Here is a 20,663-nt window from a genome sequence, read left to right on the forward strand (position 1 = left end):
GCATGACGTGACCCTCGGTCTGCGCTCAAAGCTGAAGACGTTGTTTGACCCGTCGGGGCCGCGCTGGCGGCTCATCTTTGCCGTGATCGTCGCGGTCGTGCTGGCATGGTTGTTTATCGAGTTGGTCCGGTTCTCGTTGGGAGCGGTCTCGGACGTCTTGTGGCGCCTGTTGGCTGCAGCAGCCCTGATCGGCGTCGCGGTTTGGTGGTTCATGCGCGGGGCCGCCAGAGCCGGCCGCGGGCGCGCCCGCGCTGCGCTCCCCGGGGAGCTTGGAGCGGCAGATCCAACGCTGGAGGCCGTCCCTTCGGAGCGGCTTGGAGGGTCAATCGAGAGCGCTTGTGTGCAGCTCGGCTCGACGCCTACGTCTGACTTGTATCGCGTGCCATGGTTGCTGGTTGTTGGCCCCGACGCCTCGGCGAATGACGCCTTCCTGCGGGCCGTCGGAAAGGCGGCGCAGACCCAGGCCCCTCCATCCCTGAAGACGCAACCTCAGACATGGTGGCAATGGTGGTCGGCACGGCGCACGGTGCTCGTGGAGATGAAGGCAGATGCTGTTTGTGGGCCCGAGGCGCTGACACCACGCCGACTTTGGCATCGCGCATTGTTTTTGTTGCGAGAGCATCGACCGCTGATGCCCCTCAATGGGATCGTGTTGGTACTGCCGTGGGCCATCGTTTCGGCCTCTGAGTCGCAAGCTGCTGAAGCGGGCATCCGCCTGCGCAGGCTGGTGGACGAGGCAACGCGGCACCTCGACGCGGATCTACCGGTCTACCTTGTGATTCCCGGCGTTGAGGGCGCTGACGGTGCAGGCTCGTTTCTCGACGCGATTCCCGATCATTGGCGTGCGGGACCGTTGGGTCAGCGGTTCACCTTGAACGACGAGGGCACTCTCAGGGCAGGCCTCCCAGAAGTTGCTGACGCGGTGCGGAGTGTGGCAACGCAGACGCGCGCCGCCGTGGCCGCTCTCCTGGAGACCGCGCTGCCGCTACCGTCTCGCGCAGGCGTATATGCGTTCGGCAACGCCATGGCGCGGTGCGAGGCGGGGCTGATGTCGGTGGCCAGAGCACTGGTTGCGCCTGCGCCAGGCCAATACGTGCCAAGAATCGGGGGGGTCTACTTCGTCGCCACGGGTGAGCGCGTCGCATTCATCGAGACGCTGATGGAGCGTCTGCTGCCGGCGGACCAGCCGGCTGCGAGGCGGGGTCGCGGTAGCCTTCAGCGCACCATGCTGGGGGCTTCTACCGGACTGCTTGTGGTGGTGGCGGCGTCACTTGGCGTTGGTCACGCAGCAGCCGAGTTGGTGCAGGCGAACCGACAGGTTGAGTCCGCCGTTGCAGGAGCCTGTGCGGAGGCAGCCGCGGGCCAAGTCACTCTTGCGTGGGGCGTTCAGTGCGGACGCGCTCTCGCCAAGGTCGAATCGATGGACACCCGACTTGGCGCCTCACTGAAGTTCGTGCTCGCGCGGGGCCACGAGCACCTAGTTGAACGTCTTGCCGCATCGGTGTCTCTGGGTGTGCTGGCACCCCACGACCGACATGTTGAACACCTGCTGGCCACTGGAAAAACGGACGTGCAGTCGGTCTTCGCGGTGTCTCAGCGACTGTTGTTGTTGGACATGTGTCGCGTGGCCTCCGCCGATTGCGAAGATCAGATCCTTGCCAGCTTGAAGCTGGGCATTGGCAAGGCATTGCGGAGCGTCGGCGTTGACGCGCGCCACACGGTCGCGTCCGACGACGACCTCGTGTTTGCACTGGCGGGCCAGGCGCGCTGGCTCAATCCCGCAGCGCATGAGGCGGAGGCAAACCGCTTGCGTAGCTTGCTCGCTCAGATGGTGCGACGCGGCCTGCCCACGGCGGCGGACCTACGCCGATGGGGCGAGAGCTTGCAGCCGGCTTATGCGCTTGGCGATTTCTGGTCAAGCCCGGCTGCAGGCTCGAGCGCCGCCGAGCAGGGCGATCAATCGTCCATTGCGGTGACTTACACCGCACCTGTATGGCTGCATGCTGTGCGAGCGCTGCACGGCCAGGCCTCGGCCTTGGGCGATGGCGAACGAGTGTTGGCGGACAAGTTCTTTGCCGAATATCGCAGGGATTACTTCGACGCGTGGGCGCGTTTCCTGGGACGCTTTCAGCGTGACGGTGTGCGCTACTGGCGGGGCTCGTCGGACGGCATGTTGCAGTCTGCCATTGAGCAGCAACCGTACGACAAGCTTGACCGCGTCATCAGCCTACACTTATATGACTTGCCCGTCGTTCTACCCTGGCGCACGCGTGCCATCGCTGCCATCGAACAAGTGCGCAACGCCCCAATGCGCGCTCCAAGCACGGTGTGGAGCCAGGTGAGGTTGGCCTCCAGCGCAAGCCTGTATAAATCTGCGCCCGCCCCTTTGTGGCTGGTGGCACTGCACGAGTCGCGTGACGGCGTGTCTGCGCAGGTCAAGACAAGAGTTCATGGGGCCATCCTTAGATTGAAGGGTGACAAGGGTTACGCGGAAGCCTATGAAGTGGCCTCAGAACTCTTCCGGACGAAAGGTCAGGCAACCATTCCGATCGCGCGTGACTGGGTAGAGGCCCTGGCCGCCACGAGCAATGCGCCGGAGTCATCTGCCCCGATGATGACTGCGCAGGACATTGAGGCATGGTCGATTGTCCGTGGTCCTGTGCAACTCCTCCTTCACGTGACCGTCACCCGTGCTGCGGAATTCATCCAGCGACGTTGGTCAGACTCAGTCGTGCTTCCTTTGAGCAACTTGCAGCCTGAGGAACGTGGGGCCAGATTGGGTGGGCCGCAGGGCCGACTCGCCTCGTTCCGCGCCGAGTATCTCAAGCCATTCGTATCTGAGACAGATGGGCAGCCTGTAGCCCTTGCCGGCGTGTCGTTGCCGTTGTCGAGCGCTTTCCAGGCGTTGATCTCGCAGGTCAGTTCGAGCTCGCTGGCCGCAGGCGATCAGGCGGTCAGCGTAGGGGCGTTCCAGTTCATGCATCCGAGTTCCGTGGGCTCGTTGCCCGAGGGGGCTGGGGGTTCGACGCTGGAGATCGATTGCCGAGACCGGCAGTGGAGTGTTCGATCAAACGCAGAGACTGCGTCCGAGGCGCGCGTGTTGGTGCAATGGTCGGCCGCCCTGTGCCCCGAGGCAAGACTGAGGGTTTCTCTTCCAGATCGGGATCGGAGTTCAACTCAACCTGGTGACCCTGCTCGGCTTACACGTGTTTACGCCGGGAAGGAGGGCTTTCAGGCCCTCGTTCAAGAGTTCAAGGATGGCAGCCATACGTTTGCAGTGAGTGATTTCCGGCGGTTCTACACGCCCGAGCAATGGCAGACGCTGGACGGCCGCCTCAAGCTCTTGGATGCGGAGACCGTTCGAATCCATCTGTCTGTGTCACCGACAGCTGATTTCGCAGCCTACTTGTCATCAAGCAGGGCAGCAGATCAGATTCCCACGCAGATTCTGAGTCTTTAAGGTACAGGCGCGTACAGATGATCGAAGTGCACTCACTGCTCAAACCCGTCACGAAACATGCGGACGGGTGCGGAGTCACGTATACAGAGTCCGAGACGTTTCTCCATGTCGAGGAAGCCCTGCGGGCGGACGACCCCTCACGCGACGATCGGGTCTGGACGCGCGCCGACCGCAAGCAGGCCGATTGGAGGAAGGCCCAGGCGCTGGCAGTGGGGATGCTCAAGGAGGAGTCGAAGGACTTAAGGCTACTGAACGTTCTCGCGCGGATCGAAGCGGAGCTCGATGGACTCAGTGGGCTTGCCTGGGTCGCAGAGTTGGCGGCGGGATTGGTCAAGACTTTCGGGGCCGATCTTCATCCAAGGACGCGAACGGGCGACGTTCGGCCACGCCTGTTGGCCCTGGCGAACCTAGACAAGAAGTTGGGCGAATGTGTTGAGGCGCTTATCCGCACGGCAGGTGCGGCGGTCGTAGGCGGCGACGGAGCAACGTCAACCCTTCTGAGCTTGCGCATTGATGAACTGCAACGCACGGCTGTCGATTGCTGGGTATTGCAGGACCACCCGCTTGCTCTTACCAAATGCAAAGAGGCGCTCGCACCGATTTTCGCGTTGCGCGCAGCCACCGCTGCCGATGGCCCCGGTAGCGCTCGTGGTGATGGTCGGGCGCCTTCGTCCTCAATGCTGGCAGCCGCCCCGACGGGTCGGCCATCCGACTCGCCCAGGCTCCCGGAGGCACTGACCAACATGAGCAATGCGACCTTCGACCGAGAGACGGCAATTCATCAGTTGCGCGAGGTTGCGCTCTTGTTTCGTCGTATCGAACCACACAGCCCGGTTGCCCCGCTCGTAGAGCAGGCGATTCGGTGGGCGAATCAACCTCTCGAGCAGTGGCTTGCCGAGGTCATTCCAGACGCAGATGTGCTCAGTCGCCTGCGTGAGCGGCTAGGCATCCCCGCACCTGCGGTGCCGAGCGAGGAGTAGCCATATATGGCGTTAGCGATATCGAAAGACTGCACCAACAGCATATGTACCGCGGCTGGGTTGACACCTAGCATTGCCTCACTTCTGGGAACAACGATGTTTCAAGTCAGTGCGGCAAGCCACAAGTTTCGTGCCATCAACTAGGAGATCAACATGGCGTCAAGTGATTCGTCGCAAGCCAAGAACCTTCGCAACAGACCGGGCCGAGTGAATCTAGTGAGTCGTGTCTATGAAGGTGACGCATACACCGAGGAGGAAGTCCCCTTCGTCGTCGGTGTCGTGGGAAACTTCCGTGGCAATGCCAGCACCATGTCGGACAGCGTGGCCGATCGCGCGTTCGTCAACGTCAGGCCAGATACGTTTGACGATGTGATGAGAGGGATGCAGCCCGCGATCGAGGCCGAGGTGCCCAACCGACTGCAAGACGACGGCTCCAAGCTTAAGGTGAAGTTGACGTTCGAGAGGTTCAGTGACCTTACTCCTGACGAGGTGGTGACAAAAGTTCCCGAGCTCAACGAGTTGCACAAGGCTCGCGCGAGACTGAAAGAGCTGCGCAGCCGCTTGTCGGGTAACAGCGACTGGCGAAAGCTCCTGCAGGAGGTGCTGAAGGATGAAAGGGGCATCCAACAGCTCAAGCGCGAACTCGAGTCTGGTCAGAAGTAGGGGGGCGATCATGAATCAACCGCAAGACAAATCTTCCTCACCTGCGCCGGCCAAAGAGCTGGAGCAGGACAACGTGCTCGATAGGCTGCTCGATGCTTACGGGGCAACTGACTCGAAGGAGCGCTCGGGCGTCGCGGAGTTGATCGACGAGTTTGTCGATCGATTGGGCAACAAGATCGACGGCACCGCGATCCATGAGATTGACCGGCTGATTGCGGACCTGGATGAGCAGTTGTCTGCCCAGTTGTCCGAGGTTCTGCATGCGCCAGAGTTCCAGGAACTAGAAGGACGTTGGAGAGGGCTCCATCAACTTGTCACGGGATCCGAGGTTGGCGAGTCTCTCAAGATCAAGGTTCTCACTTGCACCAAGCAGGAACTTCAAGCCGACTTCGCTGACAACGCGGGCTATCTCAATCAGACGGCGTTGTACAAGAAGGTCGTCAACGACGGCATCGGTCAGTTCGGCGCAGAGCCCTATGGCTTGATCGTGGGCGACTACGAATTCGGCAGGACTGCCAACGACATGTCTTTGCTGAAAGGCATTGCATCGGTGGCTTCAATCGCCCATGCACCCTTTATCTCGGCGGCGGCGCCTACGCTGGTCGGACTCAAGTCCTATACAGAGCTTCTCGATCCGCCAGATCTAACGGTTTTGCAGGAAAGCGAGCAATTCGCGACGTGGCGCAGTTTCCGGCAGAGTGACGACGCACGCTATGTCGGCTTGACCTTGCCCCGAGTTCTTGGGCGGCTTCCGTATGACCAGGATAGCCTTGGCGCTCAATCGTTTCGCTTTACCGAGGCGGTGACGGGCAAAGATCACAGCCGCTACCTGTGGGTCAACAGTGCGTACTCGATGGCAGGCCGCATCACGGACGCCTTCGCGCAGCACGGATGGTGCGCGGCGATCCGTGGCCCAAAGGGTGGCGGCAAGGTGGAGAACTTGCCGTCCCACGTGTTCAAGACGGACAAGGGCGACACGGTGCAGAAGTGCCCCACCGAGATTCCAATCAATGACTCGCGCGACGTTGAATTGAGCAAACTTGGGTTCATCCCTCTCATCTTTTCAAAGGGCAGCGACTTTGCAGCGTTCTTCTCGACGCAGTCCGTGTTCAAACCGCCGAAGTACACGAAAGACGACGCCAACGCGAATGCCTACTTGTCGGCTCAGCTGCAGTACACCCTCGCCATGTCGCGGGTGGCGCACCTGATGGGGGTGACGATGCGGCAGTCAATCGGCCAGTTCGCCTCGGCCAAGCAGGTTGCCGATCGGCTGACCGACTGGCTCGCCAACTACACGCTTCTCGACGACAGCGCCCCGCACGAGCGAAAGGCGGAGAAGCCCTTCCGCAAGACCGAGGTCATCGTGACCGAGGTTCCCGGGCGCCCTGGCGCGTATCAAGCGAAAGTTTTTCTCAGGCCCCACTATCAGTTGGACGAGTTGACAGCAGACCTCAGCCTCGTCGCAGAAACCCCGGCTACCAAGCCCTAACCAGCCTCTTCAACCACACCGGAGGAATTGCAAATGTCTTTTGACGCCTACATCAAGTTCGAAGGAATCGATGGCGAGAGTCCGGACGACAAACACAAGGACTGGATCACCGTGTTGAACTACGGCATCGGTGTCTCGATGTCCTCGGTCAACATGGCGCCAGGGGGAGCATCGGCAGGGCGCCCGAACCTGCAAGACTTCCACTTCACGCATTTCCTCGATCGCGCAAGCCCAAAGCTGTTTGAAGCCGTGTGCACCGGCAAGCATTTCGACAAGGTGACCATGGAGATCTGCCGCTCGGGTGGTGAGAAGAGCAAGTACATGGAGTACACGCTGGAGGACGTGATGGTCACATCCGTCGGCCGCGGCGGCGACGCCAAGCAGTCCGAGGAGTACCCCATCGAGTCAATCGCGCTCAACTACGCCAAGATCAAGATGGTTTACTCCGTGCAGAAGCGCAAGGGTGCCTCGGGTTCTGGCACGGTTGACTTTGGCTGGGATCGTCTGGCCAACAAGATGGCCAAGTAGCAGTCGTGACCTCGGTGTCCCGACATTCTCGACTGTTTCTTAGGGTAGATCCAACATGGCCGGCGCGCAGGAGTACGTCCCAAGTCTGTGGGACAGGCTTTTTGATCCTTATGGGGATTTGCGCGTGTCCAGCCGCTATGACGTGGACACCTACCGACGGTCCGTTGCGCGCGACCTGGAGATGCTGCTGAACACCTCCTGCGCGACCGGTGAAACCGTAAGAGACATGGGATATCCGCAGGCGGCCCAGTCGGTCGTCTGCTTCGGTCACCCTGGTCTCCCAGTAGGTGACCTGGCCAACCGCGAGCGAATCGTGGCGCTTCAGACCTGGTACGAAACGGTTATCGAGGAGTTCGATCGGCGTATGACCAATGTGCGAGTCGAACTCGATATCGACCCTCGTTGGGCAGCCGGCCCTGGCGGCAAGGCTGCGCCGCTTGGCTCGCATTCGATGCACCTGCGAATCGCAGCTGATCTGCGCTTGCCGCCCGACCGCACTCTCGACGTCGAGTTCGATGCCGAAGTGCAGTCCACCGACCTGCAGCACCGCATCAGTTCGAAGGGCTAGGACCACATGTCGCACGCCGACGACGACGACCGCGCGCAGCCCGACCGCTTGCTGGCCAGCTTGTTGCCGTTCTACGAGGAGGAACTCACCTTTCTGCGGCAACGGGGCAAGGCGTTCGCGCGCCAGCAGCCGCACCTGGCTGCGCGGCTGGGGTTTCGTGACGATGTTTGCGACGACCCTCACATCGAGCGCCTGCTCGAGTCGTTTGCGTTTATTGCCGCGAGAACGCGCAAGCGCATCGAGGATGACTTCCCCGAGTTCACGCAGACCCTGCTTGGGTGCCTCTACCCAAACTTTCTTCGGCCAATGCCCTCTCTGGGCATTGCGTGTTTTGAACTGGACCCCAAGGCTGGGCTCACGACAGGCCAGACCATCGAACGCGGAGCCCACCTCCTTACAACGCAGCGTATCGATGACCAAGTGTGCGAGTTCCGCACCGTGTACCCGGTTGATCTATGGCCTGTCGTCGTTAAGGATGTCAGTTGCGAACCTGCCACTGAAAGCTCCATCAGCGGCTTGGGAGCCTCGACAACGGCCGTGCTGCGGATGCGCTTCGCTTTGATAGACGGCGTTGCGCCGCAAACGCTGCCGCTCAAGCGGATGCGGCTTCATGTTGCTGGCGAGTCGAGATACAGGCTGCACGAGTTGCTTTGCTCGGCAGTCACGAGTGTGCGCTGGCACGTCGCCGGCATCGGCCAGCGCGTCGTCGAGCGAAGTCCCAATTGCATCGTTCCCGTGGGTTTCGACGCTGACGAATCGTTGGTGCCGGTGGACGCGCGGGTCTCGCTGGGCCATCAGACCTTGCTGGACTACTTTGCTCTGCCAGAAAAGTTTCTCTTTGTTGACGTCACCGGCATTCCCATGCTCGACGAGAGTGCTCGATCATTCGAGCTGGTGGTCGGGCTGCAGTTGGAAGGTACTCAGGAGTCCATCCGGCGCTTTGCAGCCAGTGTGTCTGCGTCCTCGCTGCTGACTGGCTGCACGCCCGTGGTCAATGTTTTTGAGCGGCATGTCGACGGGCTTCGCATCGGTGGGCAGCAGTTTGAGTACGCCATTCATCCGGATCGTCGCACTGAAAGCCGCTGGCTCGAACCGTATGCCATCAAGAGCGTGGTGGGCATTCGTGAGGAGGCGCGATCCGACGTACACAAGACCCGCGAGTACCTGCCCCTGTTCTCTCTGCGTGCAGGTCGCGACGCGCGCGACCAGGTGTACTGGGCGACCAACAGGCGCCCGGACCTTGCGTCCGAGCAGGGCGCCACGACGCTGTTCTTGAGATTGATCGATCGCGATTTGATGCCTGCGTCATTGGCAAAGGAGACGTTGAGTATCGACATGTGGTGCACCAATCGCGACCTGCCAAGCTACATCCGGGCCGACATAAGCGGACGGGGCGACCTGAAGCTCGCGGAAGGCGGCGTCTTCGTCAGCGCGATTCGATTTGTTGTTGGGCCAACGCACAACGCTGCGCCGTCCAATGACGGCCGACAGTTGTGGCAGATGATCACGGCGCTCAACCTCAACCACACCGCCCTTGCCACGGCACCGGCACTTCGTCAAGTCCTCCGGCTCTACAACACCGGCGAGTCCGACTCTGCGCAGTCGATGATCGACGGGATTGTGGCCGTCGAATCCGAGCCGTGTTCGGTCCGGGTCGGTCCGCCGCAACGCAGCGCGTTTGTGCGCGGCACGCGCGTCGAGGTCCAACTCAACGAGGATGCGTTCCAAGGCCGGGGCACGTACCTTTTCTCGACCGTTTTGCACCGTTTCCTGGCGCTGCATGCCGCCGCAAACACCTACGTCGAGTTTGCGGTGTCCGATGCGCGCTCACAGCGCGTGACGCGCCGGTTCGAGGCTCGTGCTGGCGAGCGAACCCTCGTGTAGATCGACCATGACCACAGACTCCCCCGCAATGGACATGCTGCAGGCCCGCGGCGCGACCGGCCGGTCACGGAAGGATCTGTTGGACAGGCTGTTGTCGCATTCGCACGAGTTCGGATTCTTCCAGGCGATACGCGTACTCAAACAGTCGATCCGCAACGATCCATCTAGGGCAGACGATGCAAGTGCCCCGCAGGACATTCATTTTCGCGCCCAGGTCTCATTGAGTTTTCCGCCTTCCGAGTTGGCCGATATCGCCGTCGTTCACGACGGCAGCCAACCGGCCTATGACGTCGTAGTCAACTTCATGGGGCTCACCGGGCCGCAGGGCGTATTGCCGGTGTCGTACTCGGTGGCACTGGCGAGTGCTGAGCCGGAAGTGCAAGAGGGCACGCGAGGGTTTCTCGACCTTTTCAACGACCGCGCTGTGGCCCTGTTCTGGGAGGCCTGGCGCAAGAGCCATCTGTGCCTCGGTCCCGAGCAGGGCTCCGACGACGAACTGGCCTTCTACCTGTTGGCGCTGGCGGGGGTCGACCCGCAGATGTTGCCGGACAGCGACTTCGCCACGACGACCCTCGCGCACTTTGCCGGGTTGCTGAGTCGGCAACCGGTGAGCTGTCTGGCTGCAGGGCAAGTGCTCGGACAATGGGTTGGAGCGCAGGTAACAGTGGAGCCGTGTCTGGCCTCCTGGGAACCAATCGAAGCACGGTACCAAACCCGGCTCGGCAAGAGCAACCACGGGCTTTGCGGCGAGTTCGTGCTCGGTACCGCTGTGCATTCGCGCAGTGCTGGTGTTGGCATTCGTGTGGGCCCATTGGCACCCGATGCCTACGAAGCCTTCCTGCCGGGCCGTCCAGCCCACCAGCAGTTGCAGACGCTGGCGCGCCTGCTGTTTGGTGGCAACCTGGACATCGAATGTCGGCTAGTCCGTGATCGGCAGGGCGTGCATGACGCCGCTGGCCCGGGCGCGTTTGTGTTGGGGCCGCAGGGTCGCCAACTCGGCCTGAACGCCTGGCTTGCGCTGAAGCCGCTGGACGAAGATCCGGACGACCTGAGATTTCTCTGGCGCACAGAACGCAATGGGAGCAATGATGGCATCCAACCTTAAGGCGCTCGTCGCGCGCATGACGCCGGTGGCCCGCGTCGCATTGGAGCAGGCAGTCGAGCTATGCCAGGGGCGATCTCATGCTGAGATCGACATCGAGCACTTCCTGATGACACTCGTCGAGGCTGAGAACACGGATTGGTCGGCACTGCTGAAGCATCTGGCGATCGATCGATCTCGCGTCGAACGCCGTCTAGCCAAGGGCTTGGACGATCTCGAGTCCGGCAGCGCGCGCCGGCCCACGTTCTCGACCTGGATACCGCGGCTGCTCGAGCGTGCCTGGCTCGAGGCTTCGATTGCCTTCGACAGCAACCGCATTCGTACGGGTCACATCCTGCTTGCGCTGCTGGACGATCCGCAACTGTCACGCCTGGCGTTGGCCATGGTGCCCGAGTTCGAAGGTGTGTCGGTCGAGAAGCTGCGATCCGACCTGGATGCGGCCACTGCATCGAGCGCCGAGTCGCAGCAGGCGGCCAAGCAGAGCGCCGACACGGCTGCGTCGCCTGCCGCCAAGAAAACGGGCCGCGGCGGCAGCATCCTGGAACAGTACACCGTCAATCTCACCACGCGAGCCCGCGAGGGCCAGCTCGATCTGGTGTTGGGCCGAGATCCCGAGATCCGGCAGATGGTCGACATACTCACGCGCCGCCGGCAGAACAACCCCATCCTTACCGGCGAGCCTGGCGTGGGCAAGACGGCAGTTGTCGAGGGCCTCGCATTGCGGATTGCCGCTGGCGATGTGCCACCTGCCCTGCGCGACGTCGAGCTCGTCTCGCTGGATCTGGGCCTCTTGCAGGCGGGTGCGAGCGTGAAGGGCGAGTTCGAGAACCGCCTTCGGGGCGTGATCGACGAGGTGAAGTCAAGCCCGAAGCCCATGATCGTCTTCATCGACGAGGCGCACACCCTCATCGGCGCGGGCGGCGCCGCCGGCCAGAACGACGCCGCCAACCTTCTCAAGCCAGCGCTGGCGCGTGGCGAGATGCGCACCATCGCAGCCACGACGTGGTCGGAGTACAAGAAGTACTTCGAGAAGGACGCTGCACTGGCGCGCCGCTTCCAGGTGGTCAAGGTCGACGAGCCCGACGAAGCGCGGGCGCGTTTGATGCTCCGCGGCGTCGTCACGGCGATGGAGAAGCACCACCAAATCAGCATCCTCCAGGAGGCGGTCGAGCAGGCCGTGTACCTGAGCCACCGCTACATCCCCGCCCGCCAACTGCCGGACAAAGCGGTCAGCGTGCTGGACACTGCCTGCGCGCGCATCAGGATTGGGCAGACATCGACCCCGGCGTCGGTGGAAGACACGACGCGACAGATCGACGGGCTGGAGTCCGCGATTGGCTCGCTGCAAAGGGAGCAGGAAAAGGGTGCCGACCACGCCGAGCAAATCATACGGCTCACGGCTGAACTCGCCGGGGCACGGACTACCCTTGCGGACTTGACGGCACGCTGGGAGAAGGAGAGGGCACTCGTCGACCAGATCATCGAGGCAGACCGCGCGGTGGACGCAGTGGCTGACGAGCACAAGAAGGCAGAAGCCGTTGCCGGGCTCTCCGCACTAAAGGCGCAATTGCGGGAGGTTCAGAACAACGCGCCGCTCGTGCAGGCCTTCGTCGACGGCAACACAGTGGCACAGGTCATCGCCGCCTGGACGGGTGTGCCCGTTGGCAAGATGGTCGGCGACGAAATCCGCGCCGTGCTTTCGCTCAAGGATCGGCTGGAGCAGCGGGTGATCGGCCAGCCGCATGCGCTGGAAGCCATTGCCCAGCGCATCCGCACGGCGCGCGCCAACCTGGAGGACCCGTCTAAGCCCAAGGGCGTGTTCCTGCTGGTGGGCACCAGCGGCGTCGGCAAGACCGAGACGGGATTGGCCTTGGCGGATGCGTTGTATGGCGGCGAGCGCAACATCATCACCATCAACATGTCCGAGTACCAGGAGGCGCACACCGTCTCCAGCCTCAAGGGCTCGCCACCGGGCTATGTGGGGTACGGCGAGGGTGGGGTGTTAACGGAAGCCATCAGGCGCCGGCCCTACAGCGTGCTGCTGCTCGACGAGGTGGAAAAGGCGCACCCCGATGTGTTGGAGCTCTTCTTCCAGGTGTTCGACAAGGGCGTTTTGGAAGACGGCGAGGGGCGGGAGATCGACTTCAAGAACACGATCATCCTGCTAACCTCAAACGCCGCCACTGACACGATGATGCGCGTGTGCTCTGAGGCCGACGAACTGCCGAGCGTCGAGTCACTCAACGAGATCATCCGCCCGGAATTGGAGAACATCTTCAAGCCTGCTTTCCTCGGACGGTTGGCTGTGATCCCATATTACCCGCTGCGCGACGACGACCTGAAGAAGATAGTTCGACTCAAACTCGAGAAGATTCGCAAGCGGTTCGAGGCGAACCACAGCGCGCGGTTTGTTTATGCGGACGATCTGGTCGATGAGATAAAAGCGCGGTGCAATGAGTTGGCCAGTGGGGCTAGGAACATCGACAACATTCTTGCCGCAGGGCTGTTGCCGGAACTCAGTGGAGTCTTGCTGCAACGGATGGCTGACGGAGAGGCTTTGGATTCGATTCGTGTGCTGGTCGATGTCCATCGATCCCTGCACTACGAGATTGTATGACTAAAGGGTCTACACAATGACGCCCGTTTAGCCACCGACAGTGGAGTGTGCTTTAGAGTTGTTTGCCGGATCGCGAAGGAGTTAAGTTCATGTCTACGGATACTGAGGAAGATATAGCCCTCTCGCAAAAACGAGACGCCTACGTTAAGGAACAGGTTGACAGCCTAGCAAAGTCAACTGTCCTGGGATTCGGTTTGCGTTTGCTTGGATTGCCAGGTTGGGCGGGAGCGACGTTGGCCGCTTTTTGGGGACTCGTCAATCACGAAGTAATGGCGATGCGCGCGACAGGTCTCGACAAGGTGCGCGCCGAGTACAAGGACCAAAAGATTCAGCTATTGGGGCAGCAAATCGTTGGAAACTGGTCGGATGAGAACTCTTGGAAGTTTGTACGAAACTACGGCGGAACAATCTGGGTCCAGCATGTGCCAGTCGGTAGTAGTGGCCTTGCCCTCGTCGTTTTCTATCACCCCAGCCCCCAGTTTCAGGCAAATCGACGCAAGGCGATCCGCGTCTACCGTGGAACCAATCAGTGCTTAATTGAGAATATGTATCCGCAGCTACGAAGCCGGTGATTGAGTTGGTTGGGTCCTCCAATTCAAACCACACCGCGATTCATTAGAATATGTTTCTGAAGCAAGACAACCGCCTGCTGAAGTTCCACTCCCCAGTGGGTGATCGCCTTTTCCCGCAGCGCATGGTGGCAGAGGAAGCGCTGTCTGATCTGTACAGCGTCGAGGTCGATCTGATCTCCGAGCGCGACAACATCTTCCACAAGGATCTGCTGGGAAAGGAGGCTACGCTCGAGATCACACTGAGTAACGGCAAGGCAAGGTTCTGGTCGGGCTACGTACGACGCTTCGAGCGCGAGTCGTCTGTCGATGCCGGCTATCGCTACCGCGCCGAACTCGTGCCGTGGCTGTGGTTCCTGACGCAGAACACCGATTCGCGCATCTTTCAAAACAAGTCTACGCCCGACATCTTGAATGCGATCTTTGGTGATCTGGGCTTCTCGGATTACGAGATGCGGCTGTCGGGCACGCCCAAGCCGCACGAATACTGCGTGCAGTACGAGGAGTCGTCGTTCGCGTTCGTGAGCCGACTGCTCGAACAGTCGGGCCTTCACTATTTCTTTGAGCACAAGCGCGGCAAGCACACGCTGGTGATCGGTGATACGTCGACGGTGCACCCACCGACCACCCCCTCGTCTGTGAAGTACCAAAGGATTGGCGGCGCCACGGACGACGCCGACACAGTCTCTGCCTGGGTGCACCGGCAGGCCATGCGTGCCGGCCGATGGGCCCTGGACGACTACAACTTTGAGAAGCCCGACAGCGACATGAGCGTGGTGACGGCTACCGTCGCCAAGGCCGGCCCCAACGACAAGCTGGAGCATTTCAACTTCCCGGGCGGGTTTGGCGACCGCTCGGCAGGCGAAGACGCGGCCCGAGTCAGGATGGAAAGCGAGGAGGCGCACTTCGAGCGCATGTCCGGCAGTGGCAATTGCCGCGGTTTTGCGCCAGGCGCCGTGTTCAAGCTGCAGGCTCACCCGGTGCGCGCGTACAACGACGAGTTCCTGATTTGCCGTGTCCGCCACCACGCGATGAACAACCTGGACGACGAGACCCAGGACAGCTACGAGAACACCTTCGAATGCCTGCCCAAGGCCGTGCCGTTCCGGCCATTGCGTCAGACGCCACGCCCGAACATCCGCGGCTTGCAGTCGGGTGTGGTGGTCGGCCCGAGTGGCGAGGAGATCCACACCGACAAGTACGGCCGGGTACGTGTGCAGTTCCACTGGGACCGGCGCGGCACGTCCAACGAACGCAGTTCATACTGGATGCGCGTGGCGCAGTCGGTGGCTGGCAAGGGTTGGGGATTTCTGGCCACTCCCCGCATCGGCCAGGAGGTGTTGATCGACTTCCTGTACGGTGATCCGGATCGCCCGGTGGTGGTGGCGGGCGTCTACAACGCCGCGCAGCGCACGCCCTACGACCTACCCGCTGATGCCACGGTGACGGGTGTCAAAACCAACTCCAGCAAGGGCGGCGGCGGGTTCAACGAGTTGCGGCTGGACGACCGCAAGGGCTCCGAGCTGGTCTACCTGCACGCCGAGCGCGATCACGAGTTGCGCGTCAAGCACGACCAGAAGCTGCTGGTGCAGGGCGAGCAGCATGAACTGGTGGAGAAGGACCGCTTCGAGCAGACCAAGGCCGACTACCACCTCACCGTGGGCGGCATGCTGGCCATGTCCGTCAAACAGGACGCCAACGTCAAACTCGGCGCTGGCCTCGCTGCCTCTGCAGGTACGACCGTGTCGCTGAAGGCGGGCACCACGATCGTCATCGAAGCCGGGCAGCAGATTTCGCTGAAGGCCGGCGCTAGCACCATCGTTCTCGGGCCTGCAGGCGTAACCATCGACGGCCCGATGGTCAAGATCAACAGTGGTGGTTCGGCAGGCAGTGCTCAATCGCCCGCGGCAGCGAAACTGCCCATGCAGGCACGTGATGGCAAGGGCGGCGAGAGCTCATCCGAGCAGCGTGCGATGGCCAAGCGCATGAAGGAAGCTGCCGCGCGTGGCTCGCCCTTCGTAAAGATGTCGTAGCTGTCGTACCGTGCCGTTGCCAGCAGTCCGAACCCATCAAGAACAAGAGCCCACGCGTGTCACGTATCCCGTCTGTCGATGCCTTCATACGGACTCTGTTTCAGGGAGATGCACGACGCGTCTTTGCGATTCTCGATGGCGCCATCGTCGACGATCTACCGGCTCGCCTTGCGAGTTCGGGGCTACCGCACGAGTGCCTGTTTCCGGGTGATCTGGACCCCGAGCTGGCTGCGGTGATGCCTTATTTGGTGGAGCTCGAATCCAGTGCGCCGCTGCTGCGCGAGGCGCTGTCGCGTGGGTGGAAGGATCATTGGGGCATCTACGGCTACGTGCCGGAAGCGGTAACGTTCCTGGATCTGCGGCAGCACTTCCGGCCATTTCTCAAGGTACAGGGTCCGATGGGGCAATTCATGTTCTTCCGCTACTACGACCCCAGGGTGCTGCGGCACACGCTGCCGACGTTCGACGATGCACAGATGTCCGCCTTCTTCGGCCCTGCCCAGGCTCTCTGGCTTGAGGCAGGGGAGGGCGCAGAGATCATGCACTACAGCCGGGAGACCGCCAACGTACCGCGCGTTCTGCACTACCAGTTGGGAGATGCTTGATGCTGACGCCTGAACAAATCCATCGCATTGAGATGCAATGCTGGCAGGAGCTTTTCGTTGACACATTGGTCGCGATACTCTCACCGCGTCAATGGCAACCACGAGAAGTACTTCTTGCAGTGGTTGAACGCGCAATTGCTGGCGCCATCCAACAGAGGCCGGACGATTGGCACGAGTTAGCGACGCACCTAATACAGAGTGAGTTGTTGGGAGAGACGGCGATTGACGGGAAGATGTCGATGGTCCGGCAATGCTTGGAGGCAGATCCGCTGAGCGAGTGCGAACGCGCAACACTTCGACAGGTTGGCGCGGGAGGACACGATGTCAATCGATGACGAAAGGAGTTGAGACATGAGCGACACGAGCGCAGCACACATACAGGCCTATCTGACCGCAAAGTCCTCGGCAAAGACTGGAAGCCAGGTTGCGAAAATATTCAAAGGCGTTGCAGACGCATCCAAGGGAGTAGCCAAAGGCGATCTAGTTGGTGCGCTAGGCGGGGCAACGTCCGCCGCAGGGAATGGGGCGGACGCGCTCACGTTGAAGATGACCGGCCTCGTCTTCGGCGAGTTCTCGAAGTCGATGAGTATGGGTAAAGCACTGAACATGACGCCTGGGAAAGCAGGGCTTTTCATTTCAGTGATTGTCTTTGACAAGGTGATCAAGGCTGCTGGCGTAGTGGACACTCGAGAGTTCAGCGCATGCCAAAAAGCGCTTGCATCGCTTGCTGCGGACTTGGCGCTTGGTGTCATTTCTTTACCCACAGGATGGGCGATTCCGTTCGCGCTCGCGTCCATAGGGTTCTCGGCCTACGACATGAGTAACCAATGCATCGTCCCACGGCTGAACTGACTGAATGATCGTGATCGCCAGGTCGACGCATGTCCAATCAGACCGTCATGACCGCAACGCTGATGTGTTCGATGGGCACGGCGCCATCGACGCTCAGTGTCTTGCCAAGGCACAAGACCATCGCCTGCAACCTGCCAGCGGCTACTATCATGGATCACAAGCCGATGATCAACATCGCCTCGTTTGGGCTGTGCAACTCGATGGCAAATCCTGTCGTAGCTGCCGCGACGGCGGCGAAGATGGGTGCCTTCACGCCGATGCCCTGTATCCCGGCCACTGCCACGCCGTGGACCACTGGGAGTCCCACTGTGGTGATCGGTAATGAGCCGGCGTTGAACAGTACGAGCAAGTGCATGTGCAACTGGGCAGGGGTCATCTCTATCGTCAACCCGGTGGCGATCACCGTGACCGAGCCATGAGTCGTCTGGCCCCAGTTGAAAGACACCGTGGCCGCGCGTCTAATCTGTTGTCGATACAGACGCGTCGAGGAGAACGCTGAGTGTTGTATCTCGTGGATGGATCTGGCCCCTGGGACAACGGCGAGTACAAGGCAGAAATGCAGAGTAGCTTCTGCAATCGCATTCACGCGAAGCTCAAACAGAGCGGAGCCTCAATGTATTGGCGCGGTCCGTCCATCTCCGGCATTGAAACGTCGGGCCTAGCGAGGCAGGTCGCGTTGCAGATCCGCATCAGAGCCAACTGCCCGGCCATCGATCCGCCCGAGCCCCTGCATCTCTGCGGCTACAGCAGAGGAGGTGCGGCCGTCATCCACGCCGCAAGCCTCATCTACCCAACCCGCGTGAATGCTATGTTTTTGTTCGATGCGGTTGACAAAACCGTATTTCAGCGCGGCCGCTCCTCGATCCCCAGCAACGTTGATGTCGTGTACTACGCTAAGCGTGACGCGACGTTCTCACAAAAGGCTAACAATTCTCTCGCCAACACTCGGGGGGCGTTGCGGATGGCCTCTCTGCCCGCGCGTCCAGGGACGATCTTGGAAGCGCTGTTCGGTGCCGATCACGCATCAACCCTGAAGGCTAGAGAAACGATCGACGATGCTGCTCGGCAAAGACCGCTTGAGGACCAAAAACTTTGGGCAGGTCGGAGCAGCGGCTTAACAGACTTTGAAAATTGCGGTCTCATTATGGCGGATCCGAGCAAGCACAAGTTGCAGCTGTTCGAAGCTACGCACGGTGCGCTTGGCGGTGTGCCTTGGCCCGACATCAGAGGAGATGCTGCCGCTTCCGAGCTTGTGAAGGAGTGGATGTGGGGGTGGTTCAGAAAGGAGGGGGTGAACCTGCTTGAGTAGCAGTCGGCGCTGGCCACGCTGATGCCGGTCTTGGCAGCCGCAGCCTCCTGGCCGTGCTTGCGTCTGAGTTCCTTGGGAAACGTCCGGGCAAACCGTATTGACCGGAGACTTGGCGGTCAGATTGAGGCCGGGCTCGGCGTCTAGCGATGCGACAGCAGGTCCGCGATCCGGATGTTGGGCTGCGTCGGCAGCCGCTCCGGCACGTCTTTGAGATGCGCGAACGGCTCCTGCCCAGTAAGCGAACGGTGAACACCGGAAAGGTCTACTTCTGAGCGGTACTGATTCGGGCGCAGACCTCAGAATTAGCGCATGCAAGAGACTCGCGTGCCGTGCCGTCAAACGGCTATCTCACCAGCGAAGATGTTCGCATTTCTGACCTTGTCCGTCGCGCTCGCAGCCAAGGTTGCGCATGCGGCTCCGCTCCCTTGCGATGCCTGCCCAAAGATGGTGCGCGTGAATGGTGGCAGCTTTTGGATGGGCAGCAAGCCTACCGGAGATCCCCGCGATCTGGCCGACCGCCAGCAGCGTCAGGTTACCGTTCAGCGTTTTGAAATCAGCCGCACCGAAGTCACGCAGGGCCAGTGGCGGGCACTTATGGGTAGCAACCCGAGCCATTTCCAGCAATGCGGCGATGACTGCCCGGTCGAGAATGTGAACTGGAACGATGCGCAGTCGTTCATCGGTAGGCTCAACGCTCTTACCGGTCGCCGCTATCGCCTACCCAGCGAGGCAGAGTGGGAATACGCCGCGCGTGCTGGTAGCAGCACGGCCTATCCATGGGGCGACGAGGCTAGCCACGAGTTCGCCAACTATGGCGAAGACGCTTGCTGTGTGGGCCATGCCAGTGGACGCGACCGTTGGATGAATACGACTGCGCCCGTCGCGCAGTTCCCTCCCAACGCGTTTGGTCTGCACGACATGATGGGCAACGTATGGGAATGGGTCCAAGACTCGCCGCGAACGGGAGGTAAGAAGGTAGTTCGCGGAGGCTGCTGGTTCAGTGGCGCTAAGGACTTGCGGTCGTCCGCACGTGGCACGGTGGCAACAGATGGCCGCAGTGGCGATGTCGGCTTTCGGATCGCCAGGACACTCTGAGTTTCAGCAAACGGCAGAGGAGTCATGCGCCGTTTGCACGAAACTGGCGGACTGTAGCCAGGCGAATAGGTTGAACGGTGAGTCGCTACCGGTGCATCCAAGATGCAATTGTCTGCTCAGCGACATCTAGAAATCTGCCAGGTACGACGCGGTCTTCGGTCTTGCTGAGTTCCTCTGGCTCCATGATTGCTATATTAGATGCGCGGCGCTTAGCGACCGCATCCTCGAGATCAGCTTACTCCGCCAGCGTGCGTACTCCCTGCCATTTGCATAGATGTTGTGCCAAGTGTGCTCATATCATCAGTCTTGATAAGTGTCGTTAACTAGTGGCGTGACCGGCAGATATTCTGGGGGGGGGACTTTTCGGAATATGGCTAGAGAAGTCACCTAGCCGCGACACGCGAGGAGACGTGGCAAAGAGGATTTGTTTTCTTTTCGCCAACAGAGAGCTACGGGCTTCACCGCGACACTAGTACCATTGACGATCTTGCTCTCAATTATAACCCAACGGCGGAAATTTGTTGTTTTAAGATCGCGTTGGATTTCTATGTCATCCTGCCCTGAGAATGTCTCATATATTTCAGTCTCCCAGACCAGATGTGGCTTCGGTGTTTGCGGCAACACCCATTGAGCAATTACAGTCTGCACTCCGGTGCCAAACCGTTCTGTTTGCAGCCAGAGTGACGATGAAGATTGGCCAGGTACTACTGGGCCGGAGCGCCAAGAAACAAAGCGCCCGGTGGTCAACCATTTCGCCGAGCGTGTACCACAGGGCCACCACGCTAGCACACCGTTGGCAGGTCCAGCATCACTGAGATGAACCCAATGTCCCGCGCGGCCAGCATGCAGCGCAGAGCGCGTTTGATATTCTGCTTGTTGCCACGAAATGGATGGCAGGCCACCGTCCTC

The 20,663-nt window shown here is 60.8% G+C and carries 16 protein-coding genes; all 16 read left to right on the forward strand.

The genetic code is table 11. The features are described from left to right. Positions 1-7: 7 nt before the first annotated feature. The 16 genes from AC0IZJ_RS25435 (at position 8) to AC0IZJ_RS25510 (ending at position 19,754) form a co-directional block, all read left to right on the forward strand. Complete coding sequence (locus AC0IZJ_RS25435) at positions 8-3,460, forward strand: type VI secretion protein IcmF/TssM N-terminal domain-containing protein (protein WP_471854560.1); 3,453 nt, start codon at positions 8-10, stop codon at positions 3,458-3,460. Between the two features lie 17 nt (positions 3,461-3,477). After that, the gene (locus AC0IZJ_RS25440; protein ID WP_471854563.1) at positions 3,478-4,440 is read left to right on the forward strand and encodes a type VI secretion system protein TssA; all 963 of its coding nucleotides are present in this window, start codon (positions 3,478-3,480) and stop codon (positions 4,438-4,440) included. A gap of 153 nt (positions 4,441-4,593) precedes the next feature. After that, positions 4,594-5,103 carry a type VI secretion system contractile sheath small subunit gene (gene tssB, locus AC0IZJ_RS25445; RefSeq protein WP_471854564.1) on the forward strand — a complete coding sequence of 170 codons (510 nt, stop codon included), beginning with the start codon at positions 4,594-4,596 and terminating at the stop codon, positions 5,101-5,103. 10 nt (positions 5,104-5,113) lie between these two features. Continuing rightward, a complete protein-coding gene (tssC, locus tag AC0IZJ_RS25450) occupies positions 5,114-6,592 on the forward strand; it encodes a type VI secretion system contractile sheath large subunit (protein ID WP_471854565.1) in 1,479 nt (492 codons plus the stop codon). A 33-nt stretch (positions 6,593-6,625) separates the two neighbouring features. Then, entirely contained in the window at positions 6,626-7,120 is a 495-nt protein-coding gene (locus tag AC0IZJ_RS25455; RefSeq protein ID WP_471854567.1) for an Hcp family type VI secretion system effector, read from the forward strand. A gap of 55 nt (positions 7,121-7,175) precedes the next feature. Further along, a complete protein-coding gene (locus AC0IZJ_RS25460; protein ID WP_471854569.1) occupies positions 7,176-7,688 on the forward strand; it encodes a type VI secretion system baseplate subunit TssE in 513 nt (170 codons plus the stop codon). 6 nt (positions 7,689-7,694) lie between these two features. Continuing rightward, on the forward strand, positions 7,695-9,572 hold the full coding sequence (gene tssF / locus AC0IZJ_RS25465) for a type VI secretion system baseplate subunit TssF (protein WP_471854571.1): 1,878 nt from the start codon (positions 7,695-7,697) through the stop codon (positions 9,570-9,572). 28 nt (positions 9,573-9,600) lie between these two features. Then, positions 9,601-10,677: a type VI secretion system baseplate subunit TssG gene (gene tssG, locus AC0IZJ_RS25470; RefSeq protein ID WP_471854574.1), complete on the forward strand. Its 1,077-nt coding sequence runs from the start codon at positions 9,601-9,603 to the stop codon at positions 10,675-10,677. Continuing rightward, positions 10,661-13,291 carry a type VI secretion system ATPase TssH gene (gene tssH / locus AC0IZJ_RS25475; protein ID WP_471854576.1) on the forward strand — a complete coding sequence of 877 codons (2,631 nt, stop codon included), beginning with the start codon at positions 10,661-10,663 and terminating at the stop codon, positions 13,289-13,291. Before tssG ends, tssH begins: the two co-directional genes overlap by 17 nt. 89 nt (positions 13,292-13,380) lie before the next feature. After that, a complete protein-coding gene (locus AC0IZJ_RS25480; RefSeq protein ID WP_471854577.1) occupies positions 13,381-13,863 on the forward strand; it encodes a hypothetical protein in 483 nt (160 codons plus the stop codon). 50 nt (positions 13,864-13,913) lie between these two features. Further along, complete coding sequence (locus tag AC0IZJ_RS25485; RefSeq protein ID WP_471854579.1) at positions 13,914-15,893, forward strand: type VI secretion system Vgr family protein; 1,980 nt, start codon at positions 13,914-13,916, stop codon at positions 15,891-15,893. A gap of 56 nt (positions 15,894-15,949) precedes the next feature. Then, positions 15,950-16,498: a DUF4123 domain-containing protein gene (locus tag AC0IZJ_RS25490; protein WP_471854581.1), complete on the forward strand. Its 549-nt coding sequence runs from the start codon at positions 15,950-15,952 to the stop codon at positions 16,496-16,498. Between the two features lie 351 nt (positions 16,499-16,849). Then, complete coding sequence (locus tag AC0IZJ_RS25495; RefSeq protein ID WP_471854583.1) at positions 16,850-17,350, forward strand: hypothetical protein; 501 nt, start codon at positions 16,850-16,852, stop codon at positions 17,348-17,350. Between the two features lie 29 nt (positions 17,351-17,379). Beyond that, positions 17,380-17,769, forward strand: a complete 390-nt coding sequence (locus AC0IZJ_RS25500) for a DUF4280 domain-containing protein (RefSeq protein ID WP_471854584.1) — start codon at positions 17,380-17,382, stop codon at positions 17,767-17,769. Positions 17,770-17,849: 80 nt separating this feature from the next. Beyond that, entirely contained in the window at positions 17,850-18,659 is an 810-nt protein-coding gene (locus tag AC0IZJ_RS25505) for a hypothetical protein (protein ID WP_471854587.1), read from the forward strand. Between the two features lie 309 nt (positions 18,660-18,968). After that, positions 18,969-19,754: a formylglycine-generating enzyme family protein gene (locus AC0IZJ_RS25510; RefSeq protein WP_471854588.1), complete on the forward strand. Its 786-nt coding sequence runs from the start codon at positions 18,969-18,971 to the stop codon at positions 19,752-19,754. The last annotated feature ends 909 nt before the right edge of the window (positions 19,755-20,663 follow it).

The sequence above is a fragment of the Roseateles sp. AC306 genome, assembly GCF_979253795.1.